Source organism: Enterococcus haemoperoxidus ATCC BAA-382 (assembly GCF_000407165.1).
Taxonomy (GTDB): domain Bacteria; phylum Bacillota; class Bacilli; order Lactobacillales; family Enterococcaceae; genus Enterococcus_L; species Enterococcus_L haemoperoxidus.
The window spans coordinates 1,044,226-1,065,849 of record NZ_KE136480.1 but is presented as its reverse complement, the minus strand read 5'-3'; the positions used below and the strand labels follow the sequence as shown (position 1 = coordinate 1,065,849).

Genomic DNA, 21,624 nt, shown 5'->3' with positions numbered 1-21,624 from the left:
ATACTGCTTGGAGGCGTAATGATGACTATTTCTTTAGAAACAATCCGAGAATGTTTACTTGAAGAACATCTTTTAAAAGAATTTACTTCAGCTGACGGCTGGTCTTTGACCTTACCTACCTCGTTGAATAATAAAAATTTTGACACTCTTTCCTATGATTCCCGTACTGTAAATGCTAATACTCTTTTTTTCTGTAAAGGAATGAATTTCAAATCAGAGTATTTAGAAATGGCAGTCAAATCTGGGCTTACTGTTTATGTAGCAGAACAACCTTATGATGTCCCCGCAACATTAGGAATCATTGTGACAGATATCAAAAAGGCAATGGCTGTTTTAAGCATGGCTTTTTATGACTATCCACAAAATAAATTAAAATTAATTGGTTTTACTGGCACAAAAGGCAAAACAACTGCTGCTTACTTTACTAAATTTATCTTAGATAACGCTACAAATAACAAAACAGCCATGTTGTCTACTATGAACTCTACGTTAGATGGAAAAACCTTTTTCAAATCACATTTAACAACCCCTGAGTCACTTGACCTTTATCAAATGATGGCAGAAGCTGTAAAAAACAACATGACTCATTTCATTATGGAAGTGTCATCTCAAGCTTACAAAACAAATCGCGTGTATGGTTTATTTTTTGATGTAGGAATTTTCCTAAATATTACACCGGATCATATCAGTCCGATCGAACATCCAACATTTGATGATTACTTTTACTGTAAACGGCAACTAATTAAGCATTCAAAAACGATGATTTTTAATCACGAATCCGATTATTTTCAATTATTGAAAGAAACAGCTGAATTGCATAAAATTCCTTATCTTGTTTATGGCGACCAAGCATCTCCAGACACAGATTATATCTATCAAACCTGTGCAGATGATTCTCTTGCCTTTTCTATCAAAGGAAAAAATGACTCCTTAGCCGTTTCTGGTGAGTATCACTTGCGTTTGGGCGGTGATTTTAATAAGGGGAATGCCTTGAGCGCTGTTCTTGCTAGTGCCTTAGTTGGCGCTACACGCAATGACTGTGAGAAAGGAATCAAAGAAACGACTGTTCCTGGACGAATGGAATTATTAACGAATACAAATGGTGCAAAAATCTATGTAGATTATGCGCATAATTATGATAGTTTAAAAAATCTGTTAGCCTTTGTCAAAAAAGAGCATCCTACTGGCCGTTTACTTGTGGTGATTGGCAGTACAGGAAATAAAGCTATTTCCAGAAGAAAAGATTTCGGTACTGTCTTATCTGAATTAGCTGATATTGCTATCTTAACTACAGATGATCCAGCTGATGAAAATCCCGTTACGATTTGCGAAGAGATTCAATCATACATCACAACGGATATTCCAGTTGAAATAATTGAAGACCGCAGTGAAGCAATTGAAAAAGCTTTGGCAATGAGTCTAGCAGAAGACGCCGTCGTCTTAGCTGGAAAAGGCGCAGACCTATACCAAAAAGTAGGCGGAGAAGATACGCCTTATAAAGGTGATTTCTATATTGCTGAACGTCTAATACTTAAATAACCTGAGAGGTTGGAACAGGTGTGTTTAATGCCAAAAACCAAGTAGGGACTATGCAACATCAACTCCTACTTCGTTGTGTTTTACAGCAATAAGAAGGAATTGCTTCTGCTTCCTCCATTTATACCGATTCCATGTGGGCGGGATATAACTCAAAGAGTTATCTCTCACTCACATTTTTCTAGTGTCATCCCATAAACATCATTATTAGTGTCATCAATACTAAACTGATCAAAATACTCGCAGAAGACGTAAATCCAACTGTCTCTTCCGGCATTCCGACCTTAACGCTATTGATCACCGAAAAAGTTGGCATGGGAGCCACACTCAATACGACTAAAACAATCCGTAACAATGGATCTAGCGGAATGACAAAAGCAAATAATAACGCAAAAATCGCTCCACATAAATAACGCCAAACTAAAACTTCTTTTACTAAGTGCAGCGCTTTTTTAGGTAAACGTAATTCAAAATATAGTCCGATCATAAACATCGATAAAAAACCATTTGCCTTGGCAATCATTTCTAACACACCCAACACTTCCACAGGTAAGTTAAACTGAATGATCCGTAACAGCAACATAACCATATACGCTGTAAACGGTGCTGATTTAAACAAAGCTAAAACGATTTTCTTAAACGTAGTCTCTTCTTTAGTCCCAACCACTTTATCAATCAACAAGGTGGTTCCACCTGTCAACATCACGCTATTGCCAATATCAAACATCAAAAGAAATGGCACCGCTAACGGATAAAAACCTTGGATAAACGGCAAACTAAAATTACCAATATTATAGCCTGACATTGAATACATTTGGAATTTCTGCTCTAAAATGGAACGTTTCTTACTTACTTTACCACCAATCAAAATAACCAAGATATTCAAAACAATTCCCATTGCTAATAAGAAAAATAGCGTGCCTGAAACAACCACGTTAGCTAAACTAACGATCACGGTTGCCGGCAAGGTAATATTTACAATAATAACTGACAACATACCACCATCTGCTTTACTCAGCAAGCCAATTCGCTTCATTAAATACCCTAAAAATATAACAAAACAAAACCCAATCGCCTGTAATAAAATTTCCTTCATCCAACGCACCCCTCACTTAATTATTTCTAACACTACCATAAATTATAGCAAAAAAATCTATTCCCTACTGGTTTGAATAAGAAAACATCTGTGCAACTTTTTTGCACAGATGTTTTTTGTTTTTTTTCACTTAGCTAACTTACTTTATTCTTAGACAATAAAAATTTTCGTACTAACAATAGCATCAAACTACCAATGGCAAGAAAATACAAAGGCATCATCCATAAAGTCTCATTATGCAATTTACTCATGCAAAACGTGAATAGACTAACCAACAAGTAATAACCTAAGCTAAAGATTGCTCCTGCAGTGCCGATCACATCTTGAAAATCGGTCAACGCTAAACTTAGACAATTAGGCAAGGCCATCCCTGCTCCAGTTAACAAGATAAAAATCCCCATCAACATTAGCCAAAACTGGACACTCTCCAGAAGAATACTTCCCCCACTGACACAAAGCAGAAAAATTGCACCAAACACCAACGTTCTAATCCCAATCAAAATGATTTTTTCCGGTGGATAAACTGGCAGTAACCTTTTGGACAATAAAGAGCCTAGAATCGACGCACCTGCCACACCAATGCCTAAAAATCCATACATCGCTGCCGATAAATGAAATTGTTCTATAAAGATAAATGGCGCTTCTGCATAGTAACTGAATAAAATACCATTGATCGCGCCTATTAAAAAACCATAAGTCAATACTTTAGGATTTATTAAAAATCGTTTAATGATCGGCAATAATTTTACTGGTACTCGCTTATTAACTTCAAACGTTTCAGGCAAGCGCAAAAATGCATAACAGAATATCAAAACACTCATCAATACTAATACAAGAAAGACAGCTCTAAACCCCCAATACTGATCGACAACACCGCCAATCAATGGACCAATCGCCGGAGTAAACGCAAGAGCTGCAGAAATTTGCGCAAATAACGCATGGCGCTGATTACCAGAATAACTTTCACGTAATATTGTTTGAGTTACAACGGATCCTGTACTGGCACCAAAAGCCTGAACAAATCGAGCCATAAGTAATATCTCAATCGTCGATGAGCGAAAACAAAGAAAACTACCTAACCCGTAAAACAACAATCCATAAAGCATAGCCTTACGTCGCCCAACAAAATCAGACAACCAGCCCCAAAAGAACACACCTAGCGCAAAAGCTAGAAAATAAATACTCAACGTTAACTGAACCATTGCCATGGATGTTTGAAAATCATGGGCAATATCTGGCAGCGACGGAGTAAAAATCGTTTCACTGATCTGTGGAAACCCAACTAAAACAATCAGTAACACTAAAGATGGTACACGAATTTTGATGCTTTTTTTCAAAATACTTCCTCCTAAATTAAAAGCGAGGTGGGCTCATTCAGCTCTGACTGAAAAATAGGAAAATATGGTTGTGGCATTCTTTGCCACTGACATATTTTATCTTTTTTACGAAGAGCTAGCCCACTTAGCTAGATAAAATTAAAAGCGAGGTGGGCTCATTCAGCTTTGACTGAAAAATAGGAAAATATGGTTGTGCGTTCTTTGCCACTGACATATTTTATCTTTTTTACGAAGAGCTAGCCCACTTAGCAATTTCATTACCTTACAGAGTTGAAAAAAAACATCTATCTCCGGGAAGCGGCGGGAGCATGATCAATATTAATTTATATGTATTCACCAGCGAATCACTTCCTTTTCTTTTACTATACGTTTATTTAACATCTTCTTTATGGTAGCATATATCCAGTTACGATTTCAATTCCAACAATACTTTAACTATCATCACTTTTCTGGTTTTGAGTATTGACCGTTCAAACTTTTATCAGAAAATAAAATAATGATAGTAGCCATTCAATGGTAAACTTACTATATACATATTCTAAATAAAGGAGTTTCCCTCATGAACTTAAAACAAGCTATTCCAAAAGACTTCAGCGGCCTTATCAGCATCACATCCAATAATGAACCTATATTAATGGAAGCATATGGCTATCGAGATCTTCCTAATCAAATAAAAAATAATGTAAACACGATTTTTGGAACAGCGTCCGGTAGTAAAACCTTCATTGCTGTTGCAATCATGAAACTGATTGAAGAAAAGAAACTGGGGATCGATCAGCCAATCAATCAAATTCTCTCAAAAAATATGCCTAACATCGACCCTAAAGTTACAGTACACCAACTACTGAATCATACCTCTGGAATCGGGGATTATTATGATGAAGAAGAAATTACTGATTATGCTGAATTATGGAAAGATTTTCCTAATTATAAAATACGCAAAAACAGCGATCTATTGCCACTTTTTATTGATAAAAAAATGGTGGATACACCTGGGAAAAAATTCCAATACAATAATACCGGATATGTTCTTTTAGCTACGATCATCGAAGAGCTCACTCGCCAAGATTTTGATTGTTATTTGAAACAAGTCATTTTTGAACCAGCTGGTATGACTTCAACAGGTTATTTCGCTTTGGATCGACTGCCTGCTAACGTCGCTAATGCTTACATCTACGATGAAGAAGCCAAAGCATATTACAGCAATATTTATAGTATAGACGTCAAAGGAACTGGGGCTGGCGGTTGTTTTACTACCTTAAAAGACCTTGAATGTTTTTGGCAAACCTTGCTTAGCGGAAAAATTATTTCTACACATGCGGTGAGTTTGATGCAAACCATCCAAGCTTCTGATTATTATGGCTATGGCTTTTGGATTGCTAAAAATAACGAACAGGCTTTTCCTTATATGCAAGGGCAAGATCCAGGTGTTTCATTTATTTCTTCTTATGATAGCTCATTAAACCAGAATATTACGATCATGAGCAATTTAGGGCAAAACGTTTGGGCATTGCATAAAGAACTTTCTACGGTTTTACTTGAAAAAGATGATAAGATACAGTCATAAGAAACTTGTTTGTTATACTCATAAATAAGTAAAAGGGCGTGATACAATGAAAAATCGGAAAATTCATAATTGTTTAGACGGTTGTTCTGTAGAATCAACCTTACAACTAATTTCAGGTAAATGGAAATGTGTGCTGCTGTACCATTTGATTTTTGAAGGGTCTTATCGTTACAGCGAATTACAACGTTTTGTCCCTGGTATCACTAAACGAATGTTAAGTTTACAATTAAAAGACCTAGAAGCCGATAAACTCATTCAACGGACAGTAATACAGGAAAAACCCATAGCTGTGAGTTATTCCGTAACCGAATATGGCCGAACATTAGCTCCTGTTATTGAATCAATGTATCATTGGGGCAATTCTTTTAATAAACAACATTCAGAAATACACTAGCCGTTCAAATGATGGTATAAAAAAATTCCCCGATTTACATCACTACTTACTTCCTTTACACTAAAATCACTTATTGCTTAGCGCGATAAACTTTCAAGTAAATGGAGGAAAACAAATTGACTATGAACACACCAGAAAAACGCCAAGAGATTTTATCAGCTTTTGAACATCGTCATGCCACAAAAGCGTTTGACCCATCCAAGAAAATCTCAGCAGAAGATTGGGAAACAATTTTAGAAGCAGCACGGTTGTCTCCAAGCTCATTTGGATATGAGCCATGGTCTTTTTTACTAATCGAAAGCCCTCAAGTAAAAGAAGAATTGAAAGAATTTGCTTGGGGCGCAATCAACAGTTTAAACGGAGCCAGCCATTTTATCATAGCACTAGCACGTAAAAATGTTACGGCTGATAGCTCTCATGTCAAACATATGGTCGAAGATGTATTTGGCCTACCGTTTTCAGCTGATGCACCACAAACTCAAATGTTCAAACAGTTTCAAGTAAAAGATTTTGATTTAAACAGTGAACGCGCTCTATTCGATTGGGCATCAAAACAAACGTATATTCCTTTGGCTAACATGATGACTACTGCAGCTTTATTGAAAATTGATAGTTGTCCCATTGAAGGCTTTAATCGATCTGAATTAGAAACTTATTTGAGTAAAAAAGGACTGTTAGATACAACTGAATTCGGTGTTTCTTATATGCTTGGATTAGGTTATCGTACAAAAGAAATACCATTGAAAAAACGCCAAACGACTGATGAAATTCTGACTGTTGTCGAATAAAATAAATCCTTTCTATCTCTTCACTTGAACAGCGAAAAAATCGACTAATCACCTTAGAAGCAGTATTCTTTACTGCTCACTAAGAAATTAGTCGATTTTTTCATCTTAAGTTTATCTATTTATTTCTTCAACACTGAAGGCTTAAACCCTTTCAATCTTAACGCATTCAACAATACAGATACTGAGCTAAAACTCATTGCAGCCCCTGCGATCATCGGATTCAACAATGGTCCACCAAATAGATACAGTACACCCATCGCTACCGGAATACCTAATGTATTATAGGCAAAAGCCCAGAATAGGTTTTCTTTGATGTTTTTGATTGTGGCTTTACTCAATTCTACCGCTGTCGGTACATCCATCAAATCACTGCGCATCAAGACGATATCCGCTGATTCCATTGCAACATCTGTACCAGAACCAATTGCGATCCCGATATCCGCTTGCGCTAAAGCTGGAGCATCGTTGATTCCATCTCCAACCATGGCAACTTTTTTGCCTTCTTTTTGAAGTTTCATCACTTTGTTGGCTTTATCTTCTGGTAAAACTTCACTTAGCACACGGTCGATGCCAACTTGCTTAGCAATCGCTTGAGCTGTTCGTTTGTTGTCTCCTGTAATCATCGCCACTTCAATACCCATTTGATGCAGTTTTTTGATTGCTGGAATACTGTTTGGTTTGATTGTATCTGCTACTGCGATAATTCCAGCAATCTTACCGTCTTTGGCAATATACATTGGTGTTTTTCCTTGCTCTGCTAATTGATCGGAGGTAACGCCTAAATTCCCTAGAGAAATACCGCGGTCATCCATCAGTTTTTTGTTTCCTAACAATAAGCGGCTACCTTCGATCGTCACTTCGATCCCATGACCTGGAATTGCTGCAAAATCTTCTGTTTTGGCAAAAGCTAGATTTTTTTCTTCTGCACCATTTACGATTGCTTCACCTAAAGGATGTTCTGACCCTTTTTCGGCTGAAGCAGCTAGTCTTAAGAGTTCATCACGGCTGATATCATTTATTGTCACGATATCTGTCACTTTTGGTTTGCCTTCTGTAATTGTTCCTGTCTTATCGAAAACGATTGTTTCAATTTTGTGTGTCGTTTCAAGTGCATCCCCACTTTTGATCAATACGCCATTTTCAGCGCCTTTTCCTGTTCCAACCATAATTGCAGTCGGTGTTGCTAGTCCTAACGCACATGGACAAGCGATAACTAAAACGGAAATCGTGATCGTCAATGCAAAGACCCATGATTCTTGTCCTAAGAAATACCAAGCTAAACCAGCCAAGACAGATAAAACCATTACAATTGGTACAAAAACACCAGAAATTTTATCCGCCATTTTGGCAATCGGTGCTTTTGAGCCTTGCGCATCTTCTACTAATTTGATGATTTGAGACAATGCTGTATCTTTGCCGACTTTAGTTGCTTTAAAACGGAAGCTACCATTCTTGTTAATACTTGCACCGATAACATTATCACCGATTTTTTTCTCAACAGGCATACTTTCACCTGTCAGCATCGACTCATCGATTGCTGATGAACCTTCGATCACAACACCATCTACAGGAATTTTTTCACCTGGGCGAACAATGATCGTATCGTCTAATTGAACACTATCTACTGGGATTTCCATTTCTTGCCCATTACGGAAAACACGGGCATTTTTTGGTGCGAGACCCATTAATTTCTTGATAGCTTCTGACGTTTTTCCTTTTGAAACTGCTTCAAAGTATTTACCTAATGTGATCAAGGTTAAAATCACACCCGCTGATTCATAGTAAAGCGCCATCGTAAATTGTGGATCACCAGCAAAAATCATCGCTGTTCCATATAAACTATACGCTACTGCTGCACTAGTTCCTAAAGCAACTAACGAATCCATATTAGGATGTCCTTTAAATAAAGCTTTAAACCCCACTGTAAAGAAACTTCTACCTAAATATAATACAGGAATCGTTAAAACCAATTGAACCATTGCAAAAGTTTCAGCATGCATCATTGGATCTAGAAATGTCGGTAATGGTAAGCCAACCATATGTCCCATCGCAACATATAATAGTGGAACTGTAAACACAGCTGATAGCCAAAAACGTTGCCACATTTCTTTGATATGTTTTTGTTTTTTCTCGCGGTCTTTGTCTACAGTATCTGCAGAATCTACTTGCTCAATTGCCTCATACCCTGCATCTGATACGGCTTTGGTAATATCCGAAACGTTTATTATTGACGGATCAAAATCAACAACCATTTTTTCAGTGGCTAAATTGACAGAGGCTTTTGTGACACCTGTTAATTTACTTGTGGCTTTTTCGATTGTTTGGGCACAAGAGGCACAGGTCATTCCTTCTATATCAAATGTTCTTTGCTGGACATTACTTAATGCCTCGTACCCTGCATCTGATACGGCTTTTTGAATGTCCCTTTCTGACAATTTACTTTCATCGTATTCAACATTTAGCTTTTCTGTCGCTAGATTGACAGTGGCTTTTGATACGCCCGTTAGCTTTGCGGTGGCTTTTTCTACTGTTTGCGCACAAGAGGCACAGGTCATTCCTTCTATATCAAATGTTTTTGCTTCCATTTTTCTCCATCTCCTTTATTTTTTGCTTTCTATTTTATGCTTATACACGCATCGACTATATTTGTAGTCTACTCATTTCTTCTTTATATTAAGGTAGAATATTCTATTTGTCAACCTAAAGATCTGACAGTTTTATTTAAAAAGTATAAAAAAATAGTTTCGAGCATTCTTTAAGTAGAATACTCGAAACTAGTTCAAAAGTGAGTTCATATAGCTTTTATTTTTTGATTTCAAATACACTTCAACTCATTAACTTAATCAAGTGAATAGCTATTTAAAGATAGATATATTTTTCCTTCTTTTAAACCTTTAAATAAAATATTTTTCGATTTTTTCGTTATTTTTTCAATTTACATACTCAAAAACTAATCATACTCATCATTTTCTGTTTATTATATCATAAAAATATAGATAATTACTCACTAATTAACCTTTTATATTTTCTTTTTGTTAATCAAAATTATTACTAAGAATTTTTAACCAAACTTAACAGCAACAGCACATCACTTTATTATACATTTAATTAACATAAAGTGTAAAAACAAATAAAACAACTTTTCTGATACTATTTTTTAATTTCCAACTATGTTATTTTATTTTAAATACCTTCCTCACATTAAATAACATACATAATGATTCGTAAACTTGTCAAACAGTGTTATTATCAGTTTGTAAATAATTATTTAACCAATTTGTAGAGGAGAGAACATTTTGAAAAAGAAATCTTTAACGTTATGTTTATTAGCTTTAGGTGTTACAGGATTAACAATGTTTAGTGGAGGAAACGAAGCATCAGCTCACGGTTACGTAAATCAACCTGCAAGCCGAGTGGTCAATGCTAAAGCAAACGGGTTTGGTTGGGGACCTGGCGAAATTTCATCACATCCTGAAATCATCTCGACACCACAAGGAGTTGAAGCTCCGACTGCTGATTTGGATTCTGGAAAATTGAATGGTAAATTAGCTTCTGCCGGTTTAGATGTATACTCACCATTGAACGAGCAAACTTCAAGTAGATGGGTTAAAAATACAATCAGCACTGGAGAAAATAATTTCAATTGGCACCATACCGCTGTTCACAAAACAAACAGATACAGATACTATATGACAAAACAAGGTTGGAACCAAAATGAACCTTTGACTTTAAAAAATATGGATCTTATTAAAGTAATCGGTCAACCTATCGGTGAAGACTTCCCTAAAGGAGAAGGCTTTACGCCAGCTGTAGATGAAATGCAACAAGTAAATATTCCAACTGACAGAAGTGGATATCATGTCGTTTATGCCGTTTGGGACATTAACGATACAATTAACTCATTCTTCCAAGCTATTGATGTGAACGTAAAATAATATTTTTAACATTCCATGTAAACAAAAAAGAGGTTGGGACAGGAGTGTTTAACCCCGAGAAATAAGAAGGAATTCACGAAAATTGCTCTTCAAATTTTTGTGAATTCCAGCTTATTTCCGAAGGGGTTGCTTCTGCTCCCACCGTTTATTCGTATTTAGGGTGTGAAACAAAAGTGCTGTTTACTTTTGTCCCACACCCTTTTGAGTTTACAATAAAAAATGATTGCGAAATAACTCTACAAGTCTTATCCCAATCACATAAAATCCGTACCACCGGTGAAAGCTCTAGTAGCCCCTCCGAAAACACTCTATTCTTTCAAAGAAAGTACCGTCTCTCGCTTAATCAATTTATGCGGAATCACCATCCGAACGCCTGTCGCTTCTTTTTCCTGCAATGACTCAATCAGTTTTTGCATCCCCATTCTCCCAAGTTCTGCAATATCGATATCAATACTTGTCAAATAAGGATGGACTAACGTCGCATAAATCGAATTGTTAAAACTGATCACCGAAAAATCATCTGGTACACGATAGCCATACATTTGCGCTAACTGGATCATCCGCATTGCAAAGATATCGTCAATCACGACAGCCGCGGTTGCTTGTGTGTCTTTTAAAAGCTCCTCAAATGCTACATAATCTTCTGGCTTCTCCATATCAACAGAAGGAAGCACCGTTAAATCCGCTAACATCATCGCTTTTTGATACCCAAAATAGCGCTCATAATAAACATTTTCGTGTGTCGTATTCGTAATAAATAAAATAGTTTTGTGGCCATTTTCAATCAAATAATCAGTTGCATGTTTTCCTAGCAGCTGATTATCGTTATCTACATAAATCACTTTATCTTCATTTGTATAAGGTTGACCGATCAAGGAGAAGGGAACCTGATTTTCGAATAAGTAATCGATGACGGGATCGTCCTTATCAGAATAGAGCAAAATAAAACCGTCAACTTGTTTTTGCCGATGCATTAGCTGTACGTTTTCCAGTAAAGTCTCAAAAGTCTGTGCCGTTGCGATCGCTGTTGTCATGCTGTGTTGGCGTGCCTCGTCATTGATCGACTCAATAATCTCTAAATAAAATGGGTTTCCCATCCGCTCGCGAGAATCTAATGGCGGCAAGATCACACCCACGGCTCCTGAAGATCGTTTCCCAAGATTTCGAGCAGCAATGTTCGGGACATACCCCATTTCTTCCATTACTTTATAGACTTTTTTCTTCGTAGCATCCGAAATACTGGAATGATCATTGATTACTCTGGAAACAGTAGAAGTCGCAACTCCAGCCTTTTTAGCAACATCTTTCACTGTAATCGTCATCTTTCCCACTCCTTTCACGGTTCATTATAAATCTGTCAATAAATCATTCTATCGTAGAAAATAATACCACAGATTGATGTCTTGTTGCTATCGTCATTTTGATTCGAGGTAAATAACTGTTGAATCAAGCATTATTTCTTGCAGTTTGCCATACAGAAACTAGTAAATCGACCGTTAATTCTTTCGTAGAAGAAACTAAAACGATATCTGTCCCAAGATCTTCTGGACGTCCCACACCGATTGGTAGTGCACCACTTGCTAAAATTGCTTGAATACCAGCCTTAGCATCTTCGATCCCAATACAATCTCTCACAGTCAAACCAACTTTTTCAGCTGCTAATTGGAAAATTTCTGGATCTGGTTTCCCCTTCGCCACGTCCGCTGGATCAGCAATACCATCAAAATAGGGCAGCAAAGACATCCTTTCAAGTAAAAACGGTCCATTTTTACTAGCAGAAGCTAAAGAAATTTTGATTCCTTGTTTTTTTAAATCCTTTAACAAGTTCAGAATCCCTGGATAAACATCAGCCGGACTAACTTCTTGAATCATCTCTACATAATACTCATTTTTCCGTTTTGCCAGTTCAGCAAACTGCTCTGAGTCAAAATCTTGTGCGCGACCTCCATGAGCCAACAATAATTTCAAAGAATCTTCGCGGCTCACACCTTTTAGTTCTTCATTAAATGCACGATCGATCGTGATCCCGATTTCTTTTCCTAACCGTTGCCACGCTTGATAATGATACTCCGCTGTATCCGTCAACACACCGTCTAAATCAAATAAAACGCCTTTAAACATGTTCATTCACCTTTTCCATCGTACTTATTAATTCATCCACTAAAACCATTTTATTTCCATATAAGGTAAGAGGTAGCTCATCTCCTGATACAAGCTGTAAGCGAACATTATCTTTATCCACTGTTACATATAACAAACGGTCACGATAATTCACGTGGAAGGCATAGCTTGTCCATGTACTTGGTAAAAACGGTGCAAAGCTTAATTTTTCATCAGCCGTCTTCATTTGAGCAAACCCTTGAACAATCGCAAGCCAGCTACCAGTCATAGACGTGATATGCAGACCATCTTCTGTATCGTTATTGTAGTTATCTAAATCTAAACGTGCTGTCCGTTGATACATTTCTACCGCTTTTTCTTCCATCCCGAGTTCAGCCGCTAAAATCGCGTGAACACTTGGTGATAAAGAGGATTCATGAACAGTCATAGGTTCATAGAACAAGAAATTCCGCTCTTTCTCTGCTCTTGAAAAACGTTCGCCAAAGAAATAAATCCCTTGTAACACATCTGCTTGTTTAATGAAGCAAGAGCGTAAAATACGATCCCAAGACCAATGCTGATTTAAAGGTAAATCAGCTGGCGTTAAAGCTGTTCTTGGCATCAAATCTTTATCTAAAAAGGTATCATGCTGAACAAAAACACCTAGTTCTTCATCAAATGGATAATACATATTTTCAACGATTTCTTGCCAATGCGTTTGTTCTTCTTCAGTAATTTCAACAGGCGTTTCAGCCTTGTACTTGTCATAATTATCTAAGGTATATTGCAATACCCAAGTTGCAATCGTATTTGTGTACCAATTATTATTGATATTATTTTCATATTCATTTGGTCCAGTCACACCATGGATCATGTATTTTCCTGCTCGTTTAGAAAAATGAACTCGATCTGCCCAAAAACGTGCGATTTCAGTTAAAACCTGTAACCCTTCATTTTTTAAATACTCGTTGTCACCTGTGTAATTCACATAATTATAGATAGCATAGGCAATCGCACCATTTCGATGGATTTCTTCAAACGTAATTTCCCACTCATTATGACACTCAATTCCGGTAAATGTCACCATTGGATACAAAGCCCCTGCTAATCCTTGTTGGCGCGCATTGTGTTTCGCTTGTTCTAATTGATTATAGCGATATTTCAATAGATTTTTTGTCACTTCTGGTTTTGCCAAAGCTAAATATAAAGGAACCGCATACGCTTCTGTATCCCAATAAGTAGCACCGCCATACTTTTCACCCGTAAAGCCTTTAGGTCCGATATTCAAGCGTTCATCTTCACCATAATAAGTCGTAAATAATTGGAATAAATTAAAGCGAATCCCTTGTTGCGCCGCATTGTCCCCTTCAATCACAACATCTGCAAGATCCCAACGTTTTTTCCATGCATCAGTTTGTTCACTCAATAATTCATCAAACGTTTTAGACGTTTGCTTCAATAGTTGCACTGCTTTTTCCCGTTGCTCAGCTTCTGGAATATCACGGCTAGTCAAAACGATTACTTGCTTTTCTAGGACGATTGATTCGTTTGTTTGTAGAGTCGCTTGGAATGATTGTTGTACGTTTAAAGGTTCTGTTTCGACAACGCCTTCTTTGGCCTCTGTTATATGTTTCATTGCTGCGGTTACACTAAACTGTTCAATGCCAAACAGATTTGGGATCGTCTTAGTTGTTAAAAAACCAATTGATTCTTCAAAACCAGATTGTTGAGCTTCCCAAAACATTTCATCATAATTGCTGTCTTCATTGCGGACATCTCCATCAATTTTTGAGATGATTTGAATATCCGCAATTCCTTCAATAACCTCTGCCGTTACTCGAATCACAGCCAGTTCTTGTTGCACAATACTCAAAAAACGTTCAAATTGGAATTTGACTTTTGTATCCTGGTTTTCAAGAATAAATGTACGTGTCAATAACCCGTTATGCATATCTAATTCTAAATAAAAATCTTTTGGTTCTTGAATGCCTAAATCAACTACTTCCCCATTCACAAAAATATCCATTGCGATGAAATTGACGGCATTAATGACTTTCCCAAAGTAATCAGGATAACCATTTTTCCACCAACCGACTCTGGTCTTATCTGGATACCAAACACCTGCTAAATAAGTACCCTGATGGTGATCTCCTGTATATTGTTCTTCAAAATTCCCTCTCATCCCCATATAACCATTCCCCATTGATGTTAGCGACTCTTGAAGACGACGTTCATTACGTTCTAATTGATGTGTGGCAATTTTCCACGGGTCTATTTCAAATAAATGATTCATTTTCTCTCCTCCTATAAATAGTTTGCTTATTAACATCATAATAAACGCAACCGATTGCATTGTCAAACATTTCTTTACCTTTCACTACTTATTAGTTGAAAATTCTTTATCTATAATGATATTATCGTTTTATAGAGAGTGAAAAAGAATGGTCACTATTTAAGGGTTTACAAAAATAAAAATCTGCTTTATACTACAGTCAACGAAATCGATTGCGCTATTATTGCAAAGGAGAGAAAAAAGATGAAAAAGTTATTAAGTTTCGAGTTTTGGCAAAAGTTTGGTAAAGCATTGATGGTTGTAATTGCTGTTATGCCAGCCGCAGGGTTGATGATCAGTATTGGAAAAACGATTCCTTTGATCAATCCAGACTGGACAGCACTAGCGACAACAGGCGGTGTTATTGAAAATATTGGTTGGGGCGTCATCAGCAACTTGCATATTTTATTCGCACTTGCGATTGGCGGTAGCTGGGCAAAAGAACGCGCTGGCGGCGCATTTGCTGCTGGACTTTCTTTTATTTTGATCAATCGAATCACCGGCTCGATTTTTGGCGTAACCAGTGACATGTTAGCTGATGACAAAGCATTTACGCACACTTTGTTTGGCACTAAAATTATGGTTAAAGGTTTTTTTACTAGCGTCTTAGAAGCACCAGCTTTAAATATGGGGGTTTTCGTTGGGATCATCGCTGGTTTTGTTGGGGCAATGGCCTTCAATAAATATTATAATTACCGCAAACTCCCCGATGCTCTTTCATTTTTCAACGGTAAGCGCTTTGTGCCATTCGTTGTGATCCTTTGGTCAACGATCGTTTCGATTCTTTTAGCTCTTATTTGGCCGTATATCCAAGCCGGTATCAATAATTTTGGTCTTTGGATCGCGCAATCTCAAGATACTGCGCCAATTTTGGCCCCTTTTTTATATGGAACTTTAGAACGTTTACTACTACCATTCGGTTTACATCATATGCTGACGATTCCGATCAACTATACGCAATTAGGCGGAACTTATGAAATTTTATCCGGTGCGCAAGCAGGAACGCAAGTTTTCGGTCAAGATCCATTGTGGTTAGCTTGGGCAACTGATTTGGTGAATCTAAAAGGTTCAGGTGATACTTCTCAGTACAATTATGTTTTAAGCAATTGGACTCCTGCACGATTCAAAGTAGGGCAAATGATCGGCGCTTCTGGTATTTTGATGGGCATGACACTCGCAATGTACCGCAATGTCGATGCTGATAAACGCGCTAGTTACAAATCAATGTATCTCTCAGCCGCATTAGCGGTATTTCTGACCGGCGTTACCGAACCACTAGAGTTTATGTTTATGTTTGCAGCTGTCCCACTATATATTGTTTACGCCATAATCCAAGGTGCTGCCTTCGCTATGGCAGACATCGTTAATTTACGTGTTCATTCTTTCGGAAACATCGAACTTTTGACGCGCACGCCACTAGCCTTAAAGGCCGGTCTTGGCATGGATTTACTGAATTTCGTTTTATTTGTGCTCGTATTCGGTGTCATCACTTACTTTATCGCTAACTTTATGATCAAGAAATTCAATTTTGCCACACCTGGCAGAAATGGAAATTACGATAATAATGATACTCAAACAGATGCAACGCAAGTAAGCACTCAAAATGCAGATGGTGTCGATCCTCAAATCATCGAAATCATTCATTTATTAGGTGGCAAGGAAAATATTACAGATGTCGATGCTTGTATGACCCGTTTACGAGTGAGTGTTACTGATAAGAGTAAAGTCGGAGCAGAAGATGCTTGGAAAAAAGCAGGTGCTATGGGATTGATCGTAAAAGATAACGGGGTTCAGGCTGTTTACGGACCAAAAGCAGATGTGTTAAAATCAGACATTCAAGATTTATTGGATTCTGGCGTTACTATTCCACCCTCATCTCAAACAACTATGACTGACACGACAATCGATAAAACAGATTATCTAGGCGTAACAAAAACGATTGTACCTGTCGCAAATGGCGAAGTAATTGCTATTGATCAAGTTGACGATCCTGTCTTTTCACAAAAAATGATGGGCGATGGTTTCGCAGTCCTCCCTATTGATTCAGCGATTTATGCACCTATCGACGGTGTAATCAGCAGTATTTTCCCATCTAAACATGCCTTAGGTATTACAACCTCAGAAGGAATCGACGTTTTGATTCACATGGGACTTGATACGGTCGAGATGAAAGAATCTGCTTTTACAATCCATGTAATCGAAGGACAAAAGATTACTGCAGGCGAAACGATTGCCACAGCCGATTTAGATAAAATCAAAGCCGCCGGGAAACAAACAACTATGATAGTTGTCTTTACAAACGGCGATAGAATCAACACTTTCCACTTAGATAAAATTGGCAAACAAGATCCTGGAACTATTATTGGACGTTTAGAGATCTAATCATAATTTAAAACACGTTTAAACAGGGTTGGCTTAAAGCTCACAGAGTTTTATCCTTGCCCTGTTTTCTATCTATATAGCTTTGCGAGCTAGCCACTACGCTACGCTTTTAAACGAGGAGGAACAACATGAAGGTTTTAACATTGAATACCCACAGCTGGTTAGAAAGTCAGCCACTAGAAAAATTACAGCACCTTGCAGATCACATCATGAAGGAAGATTACGCATTGATTGCCTTACAAGAAGTCAATCAACGGATTGATAGCTTACCAACTATTTCTACTCATAACTTTCATCCCACAGAAGATCAGCTAACCATCCACGAAGACAATTTCGCACACCTTTTAGTTCTGCTATTAAAAGAACAAGACTGTCACTATCATTGGAGTTGGACGTATAATCACATTGGCTACTCGACCTATCACGAAGGCGTTGCCCTACTTTCAAAACAACCGATCCAGCCACAAGCCTTTGTCATTTCCGAAGAAAAAGATCCCAGTGACTATCGCAGAAGAGTTTTATTGATAGGTCAGACAAAACTCGGAGACAAAAACATCACCGCTTTAAGCTGCCACTATTCTTGGTGGTCCGAAACTGGCGGATTTGCATACGAATGGAAGCAAACCGAGACAGCCTTACAAGATCACATTTCCCCATTACTGATTATGGGCGACTTCAATAACCCAGCTTCAGCTAAACAAACGGGGCACGCTCTTGTTCTTAATAGCTCGTTACACTTGCAAGATAGTTTTTTGTTAGCGGATGAAACAACTGGGGAACACACCGTTGAAAAAGCAATTGATGGTTGGGGAGAAAATCAAGAGAAATTGAGAATCGACTATATTTTCACTTCAAAAACATTATCCGTTTCTAGCTATCAAATCGTTTTCGATGGAAAAACTACGCCTGTAATTAGTGATCATTTCGGCGTGTCGGCTATTATCCAATAATACCTTCCATCATTAGCACAGGAACTTCCTATATCCCTTTTCTTGTCATTTAAATAGTATAAAGCATTTAACCACTTCCAAAAATAGCCTGCTACTAAAATAATCATCAAGAAAATAGAAACACTAACTACAATGAATATTAATTCTTTATTCTTTCCCTCAAGCATTCCTTACCCTTTTTTCCGTTGGATAATGCTAAACTAGCTATAAGATAGATATATCACGAAACTTTCAAGAAAGTAGGAAGAGAAGATGCAAATAACTATTTTCGGTGGTAGCGGTTTTATCGGACAAAAACTTTCAAAAGAACTCATCAACCGAGGTCATCACGTAACAGCTATTTCCCGTAGCGGAAAACCGCATGACTTAACAACTTCTTGGTCAAAAAAAGTCCACTGGCTTCGTTCTGATGTTTTAACAGATGATCATTGGCATCCAGCTGTAAAAAATGCCGATTGGGTCATTGATGCGATCGGTATTCTTAGAGAGAATCCTTCTAAAAATATTACCTACGATCGATTTATTCTAGAACCTGTTCGAATCATTTTGACGTATTTAAAGACACAAGCAATGCCCGCCAGCTTTCTGTTCATATCCGCAAACAGCGCACCTTTCCCTTTAAGGAAGTACATGGACGCTAAGCTTCAAGCTGAACAATTGATCAAAGAACAAACGACTAAAAGTGCAATTATTTACCCTAGTTTAGTTGTGGATAAACAACGCTTTTCTTCTGTTATCGGCGCAGCTGCTATCAACTTGACTAAAAAAATACCCGGAGTAAATAAGCTTGTTAAAGCTTATGATCCTATTTCAAGAGAGAAGCTTGCAGCAGAAATCGCGAACGTGATCGAAGGAAATATTTCTCCTTACACCCAAAGACGAACGTAAAAAAAGCATCTCCAATACGGAAATGCTTTTTCCTGTCTTATCCTTTCACAGAACCACTCGTAATTCCTTCTACATAATATTTTTGCATAAAGATAAACAGTAATGTAATAGGAACGGCTATCAACACACAGCCTGCGGTAAACGCCATGAAATACTGATCGATTTTATCCTTCGTTTGCATTGTAAACAACCCAATCGCAACCGTATATTTGTTCACATTATCACCTAAAATGATTTTTGCAAAAATGAAATCCATCCACGGTGCCATAAACGCCATAAGCGCCGTATAAACAATGATCGGCTTACTCAGCGGCAACGTGATTTTCGTGAAAATCTCAAACTTGCTCGCCCCATCGATCATCGCAGATTCATCCAACGCCATCGGAATAGTATCGAAAAATCCTTTTGCTATATAAAAACCTAAGGCAGCACCTGATGAATAAACTAAAATCAACGCTAATAAACTCCCCGTCAAGTTCATCGCTTTTAAAATATAATAAACAGCAATCATGCTCATAAAACCAGGAAACATGTTCAACACCAATGCTAATTTCAAGAATGGTTTACGTGCTCTAAAACGCAGACGACTTAAAGAATACGCCATCGCAATTGTGATCAATGTCGATAAAATACAACTACAAACTGCTACAAACAATGTATTTAAAAACCATTGCACAAAAGGATACGTTGAACTTGTCAGCAACATTTTATAATTTTCAAAAGTAAATTGTTTAGGGATAAAGTACGTCACGAAGGCTCCGCCTTCACTTCTAAAACTAGTCAACACAATCCAAACAATTGGAAAGATCCAGACGATCGATAAAATCGTCAATAATGTATAATGCAAGAATAGATTTTTTCTTTTTTTCGATTTCATAAGTCTGTTTACGCCCCTTCCGTTTTGAATGAACTACTTCTTGTGTAGGCAAATAATGAGAAGACCGCCGAAAGAACAAAGATAATGATGCCGATTACAGATGCGAGATTATAATCAGCAGCTGTCACTGTTAGTTTATACAGCCACGTAACAAGTAAGTCCGTCTCACCAGCAGAGTGAAAATTACTATTCGCCGGTTGCCCACCCGTCAACAAGAAAATCACATTGAAGTTATTGATATTTCCAATAAACTGTTGAATCAAACTAGGCGCCATCACAAACAAAATCTGAGGAAACGTAATATTTCTAAAAATTTGAAACTTATTTGCACCATCGATTTCGGCCGCCTCTATTTGATCGGTCGGTAAATTTGTAATAATCCCCGTCGCAACTAACATCGTTACCGGAATCCCTACCCACATATTCACGAAAATCACGGTGACCTTTGCGAGTAGTGCATCTGTTAAAAAAGGAATTGGCTGATCGATCAAGCCCCAATTTTGCAACATCGCATTGACCGGTCCTGAGCCGTTAAACAAATTTGCCATCAATAACAAGCTGACAAACTGCGGTACCGCCATCGTGATCACAAAAATCGTCCGCCAAACTTTTTTCCCTTTCACTCCCTTAGCATTGATCAACAGCGCTAACAAAATCCCAAAGAAAAACGTTGTGGCTGTCGCTAAAACAGCCCAAATCAAGGTCCAAGTAAGCACAGGAAAAAAAGTTCCAGCAATATCTCCCGTCAGTACATTTCCAAAATTTGAAAAACCAACCCAATGGAATAAGTTTTTAGGCGGCAAATGATTATGATCATAACTTGTAAACGCAATGGAAATCATATAAAGTAGCGGCAAAATAGTAAATGCCAGCACACCCAATAATGGAATACTCATCAACGTAATATAAAATTTTTCATTCAACAAACTATTCAAATCTTCTTTTAACGTTGGCAACGGTTGCCCTGCTTGTTTTAATGTAAAAATGTTGCGCGCACTTCTTAGGTTTACGATGTATAGAAAAATAAAGAGCAAAATAAGAATAATTGCAGCGATCCCAAATAATAAAAGCAACATCGAATTGTCACCAGGCTGCTGCACTTCGATACCTAGCGACTCATCCATGATCCAACCTTGCGATTTTGTTCCCAATGTTTGTAGCATCGACAGTGCATGAAATCCATTAATGACCAACCATGCTACAAATCCAATTTGTAGTGCTAAAAATGCCAACCCTTTGACGATTTGTCCATTCATGATATTCGCTGTTCCCATAAATACATAAGAAAGCTTGATTGATTTATCCCCTTTTTTGAATAGCTCTCTAAAAGAAATCGGTCCATCGGCTTTTGCCTTTCGCTTCATCGCGTTTCACATCCTGTTCTTAAAATAAGAAATGAGGCTGAGACAAAGCTCATAGAGTTTCGTTCCAGCCTCAAGATC

The 21,624-nt window shown here is 37.6% G+C and carries 15 protein-coding genes and 1 pseudogene; 8 read left to right on the top strand and 8 right to left on the bottom strand.

The window, feature by feature from the left end; genetic code table 11:
• Nucleotides 1–21: 21 nt before the first annotated feature.
• Entirely contained in the window at nucleotides 22–1,539 is a 1,518-nt protein-coding gene (locus tag I583_RS15515; RefSeq protein WP_010762362.1) for a UDP-N-acetylmuramoyl-L-alanyl-D-glutamate--L-lysine ligase, read from the top strand.
• Between the two features lie 184 nt (nucleotides 1,540–1,723).
• On the opposite strand, the gene I583_RS15510 is transcribed toward I583_RS15515, so the two are convergent.
• Both I583_RS15510 and I583_RS15505 read right to left on the bottom strand, forming a co-directional pair.
• A complete protein-coding gene (locus I583_RS15510; RefSeq protein ID WP_010762361.1) occupies nucleotides 1,724–2,632 on the bottom strand; it encodes an AEC family transporter in 909 nt (302 codons plus the stop codon).
• A gap of 134 nt (nucleotides 2,633–2,766) precedes the next feature.
• Entirely contained in the window at nucleotides 2,767–3,969 is a 1,203-nt protein-coding gene (locus tag I583_RS15505) for a multidrug effflux MFS transporter (protein ID WP_010762360.1), read from the bottom strand.
• 559 nt (nucleotides 3,970–4,528) lie between these two features.
• On the opposite strand from I583_RS15505, the gene I583_RS15500 reads away from it, so the two are divergent.
• The 3 genes from I583_RS15500 to I583_RS15490 all read left to right on the top strand — a co-directional run bounded on the left by I583_RS15500 (nucleotide 4,529) and on the right by I583_RS15490 (nucleotide 6,718).
• The gene (locus I583_RS15500; RefSeq protein ID WP_010762359.1) at nucleotides 4,529–5,536 is read left to right on the top strand and encodes a serine hydrolase domain-containing protein; all 1,008 of its coding nucleotides are present in this window, start codon (nucleotides 4,529–4,531) and stop codon (nucleotides 5,534–5,536) included.
• 46 nt (nucleotides 5,537–5,582) lie between these two features.
• A complete protein-coding gene (locus tag I583_RS15495) occupies nucleotides 5,583–5,930 on the top strand; it encodes a winged helix-turn-helix transcriptional regulator (protein ID WP_010762358.1) in 348 nt (115 codons plus the stop codon).
• Between the two features lie 122 nt (nucleotides 5,931–6,052).
• Nucleotides 6,053–6,718 carry an NAD(P)H-dependent oxidoreductase gene (locus tag I583_RS15490; protein ID WP_034683798.1) on the top strand — a complete coding sequence of 222 codons (666 nt, stop codon included), beginning with the start codon at nucleotides 6,053–6,055 and terminating at the stop codon, nucleotides 6,716–6,718.
• 119 nt (nucleotides 6,719–6,837) lie between these two features.
• On the opposite strand, the gene I583_RS15485 is transcribed toward I583_RS15490, so the two are convergent.
• A complete protein-coding gene (locus tag I583_RS15485; protein WP_010762356.1) occupies nucleotides 6,838–9,303 on the bottom strand; it encodes a heavy metal translocating P-type ATPase in 2,466 nt (821 codons plus the stop codon).
• A 768-nt stretch (nucleotides 9,304–10,071) separates the two neighbouring features.
• On the opposite strand from I583_RS15485, the gene I583_RS15480 reads away from it, so the two are divergent.
• Entirely contained in the window at nucleotides 10,072–10,653 is a 582-nt protein-coding gene (locus I583_RS15480; RefSeq protein ID WP_081631831.1) for a lytic polysaccharide monooxygenase, read from the top strand.
• A gap of 308 nt (nucleotides 10,654–10,961) precedes the next feature.
• Here the strand turns inward: I583_RS15480 and I583_RS15475 are convergent, their stop codons facing one another.
• The 3 genes from I583_RS15475 to I583_RS15465 form a co-directional block, all read right to left on the bottom strand.
• Nucleotides 10,962–11,975, bottom strand: coding sequence for a LacI family DNA-binding transcriptional regulator (locus tag I583_RS15475; protein ID WP_010762354.1), 1,014 nt, complete (start codon nucleotides 11,973–11,975; stop codon nucleotides 10,962–10,964).
• Nucleotides 11,976–12,099: 124 nt separating this feature from the next.
• Entirely contained in the window at nucleotides 12,100–12,774 is a 675-nt protein-coding gene (pgmB, locus tag I583_RS15470; protein ID WP_010762353.1) for a beta-phosphoglucomutase, read from the bottom strand.
• The gene (locus tag I583_RS15465; protein WP_279625135.1) at nucleotides 12,767–15,106 is read right to left on the bottom strand and encodes a glycoside hydrolase family 65 protein; all 2,340 of its coding nucleotides are present in this window, start codon (nucleotides 15,104–15,106) and stop codon (nucleotides 12,767–12,769) included. The genes pgmB and I583_RS15465 overlap by 8 nt, the downstream gene beginning before the upstream one ends.
• 183 nt (nucleotides 15,107–15,289) lie before the next feature.
• Between I583_RS15465 and I583_RS15460 the strand changes: the two are divergent.
• The 3 genes and pseudogenes from I583_RS15460 to I583_RS15445 form a co-directional block, all read left to right on the top strand.
• Nucleotides 15,290–17,393: pseudogene (locus I583_RS15460) on the top strand (PTS transporter subunit IIBC); the annotation flags it as partial.
• 202 nt (nucleotides 17,394–17,595) lie between these two features.
• Nucleotides 17,596–18,417: an endonuclease/exonuclease/phosphatase family protein gene (locus I583_RS15455; RefSeq protein WP_010762350.1), complete on the top strand. Its 822-nt coding sequence runs from the start codon at nucleotides 17,596–17,598 to the stop codon at nucleotides 18,415–18,417.
• A gap of 252 nt (nucleotides 18,418–18,669) precedes the next feature.
• Entirely contained in the window at nucleotides 18,670–19,305 is a 636-nt protein-coding gene (locus tag I583_RS15445) for an NAD(P)-dependent oxidoreductase (protein WP_010762349.1), read from the top strand.
• Between the two features lie 37 nt (nucleotides 19,306–19,342).
• Here I583_RS15445 and I583_RS15440 read toward each other — a convergent pair whose 3' ends face one another.
• Together I583_RS15440 and I583_RS15435 are read right to left on the bottom strand one after the other, a co-directional pair.
• Nucleotides 19,343–20,182 (bottom strand): sugar ABC transporter permease, encoded by an 840-nt coding sequence (locus tag I583_RS15440; RefSeq protein ID WP_010762348.1) that lies wholly within the window; start codon nucleotides 20,180–20,182, stop codon nucleotides 19,343–19,345.
• A gap of 8 nt (nucleotides 20,183–20,190) precedes the next feature.
• A complete protein-coding gene (locus I583_RS15435) occupies nucleotides 20,191–21,546 on the bottom strand; it encodes a carbohydrate ABC transporter permease (RefSeq protein WP_010762347.1) in 1,356 nt (451 codons plus the stop codon).
• Nucleotides 21,547–21,624: the final 78 nt, after the last annotated feature.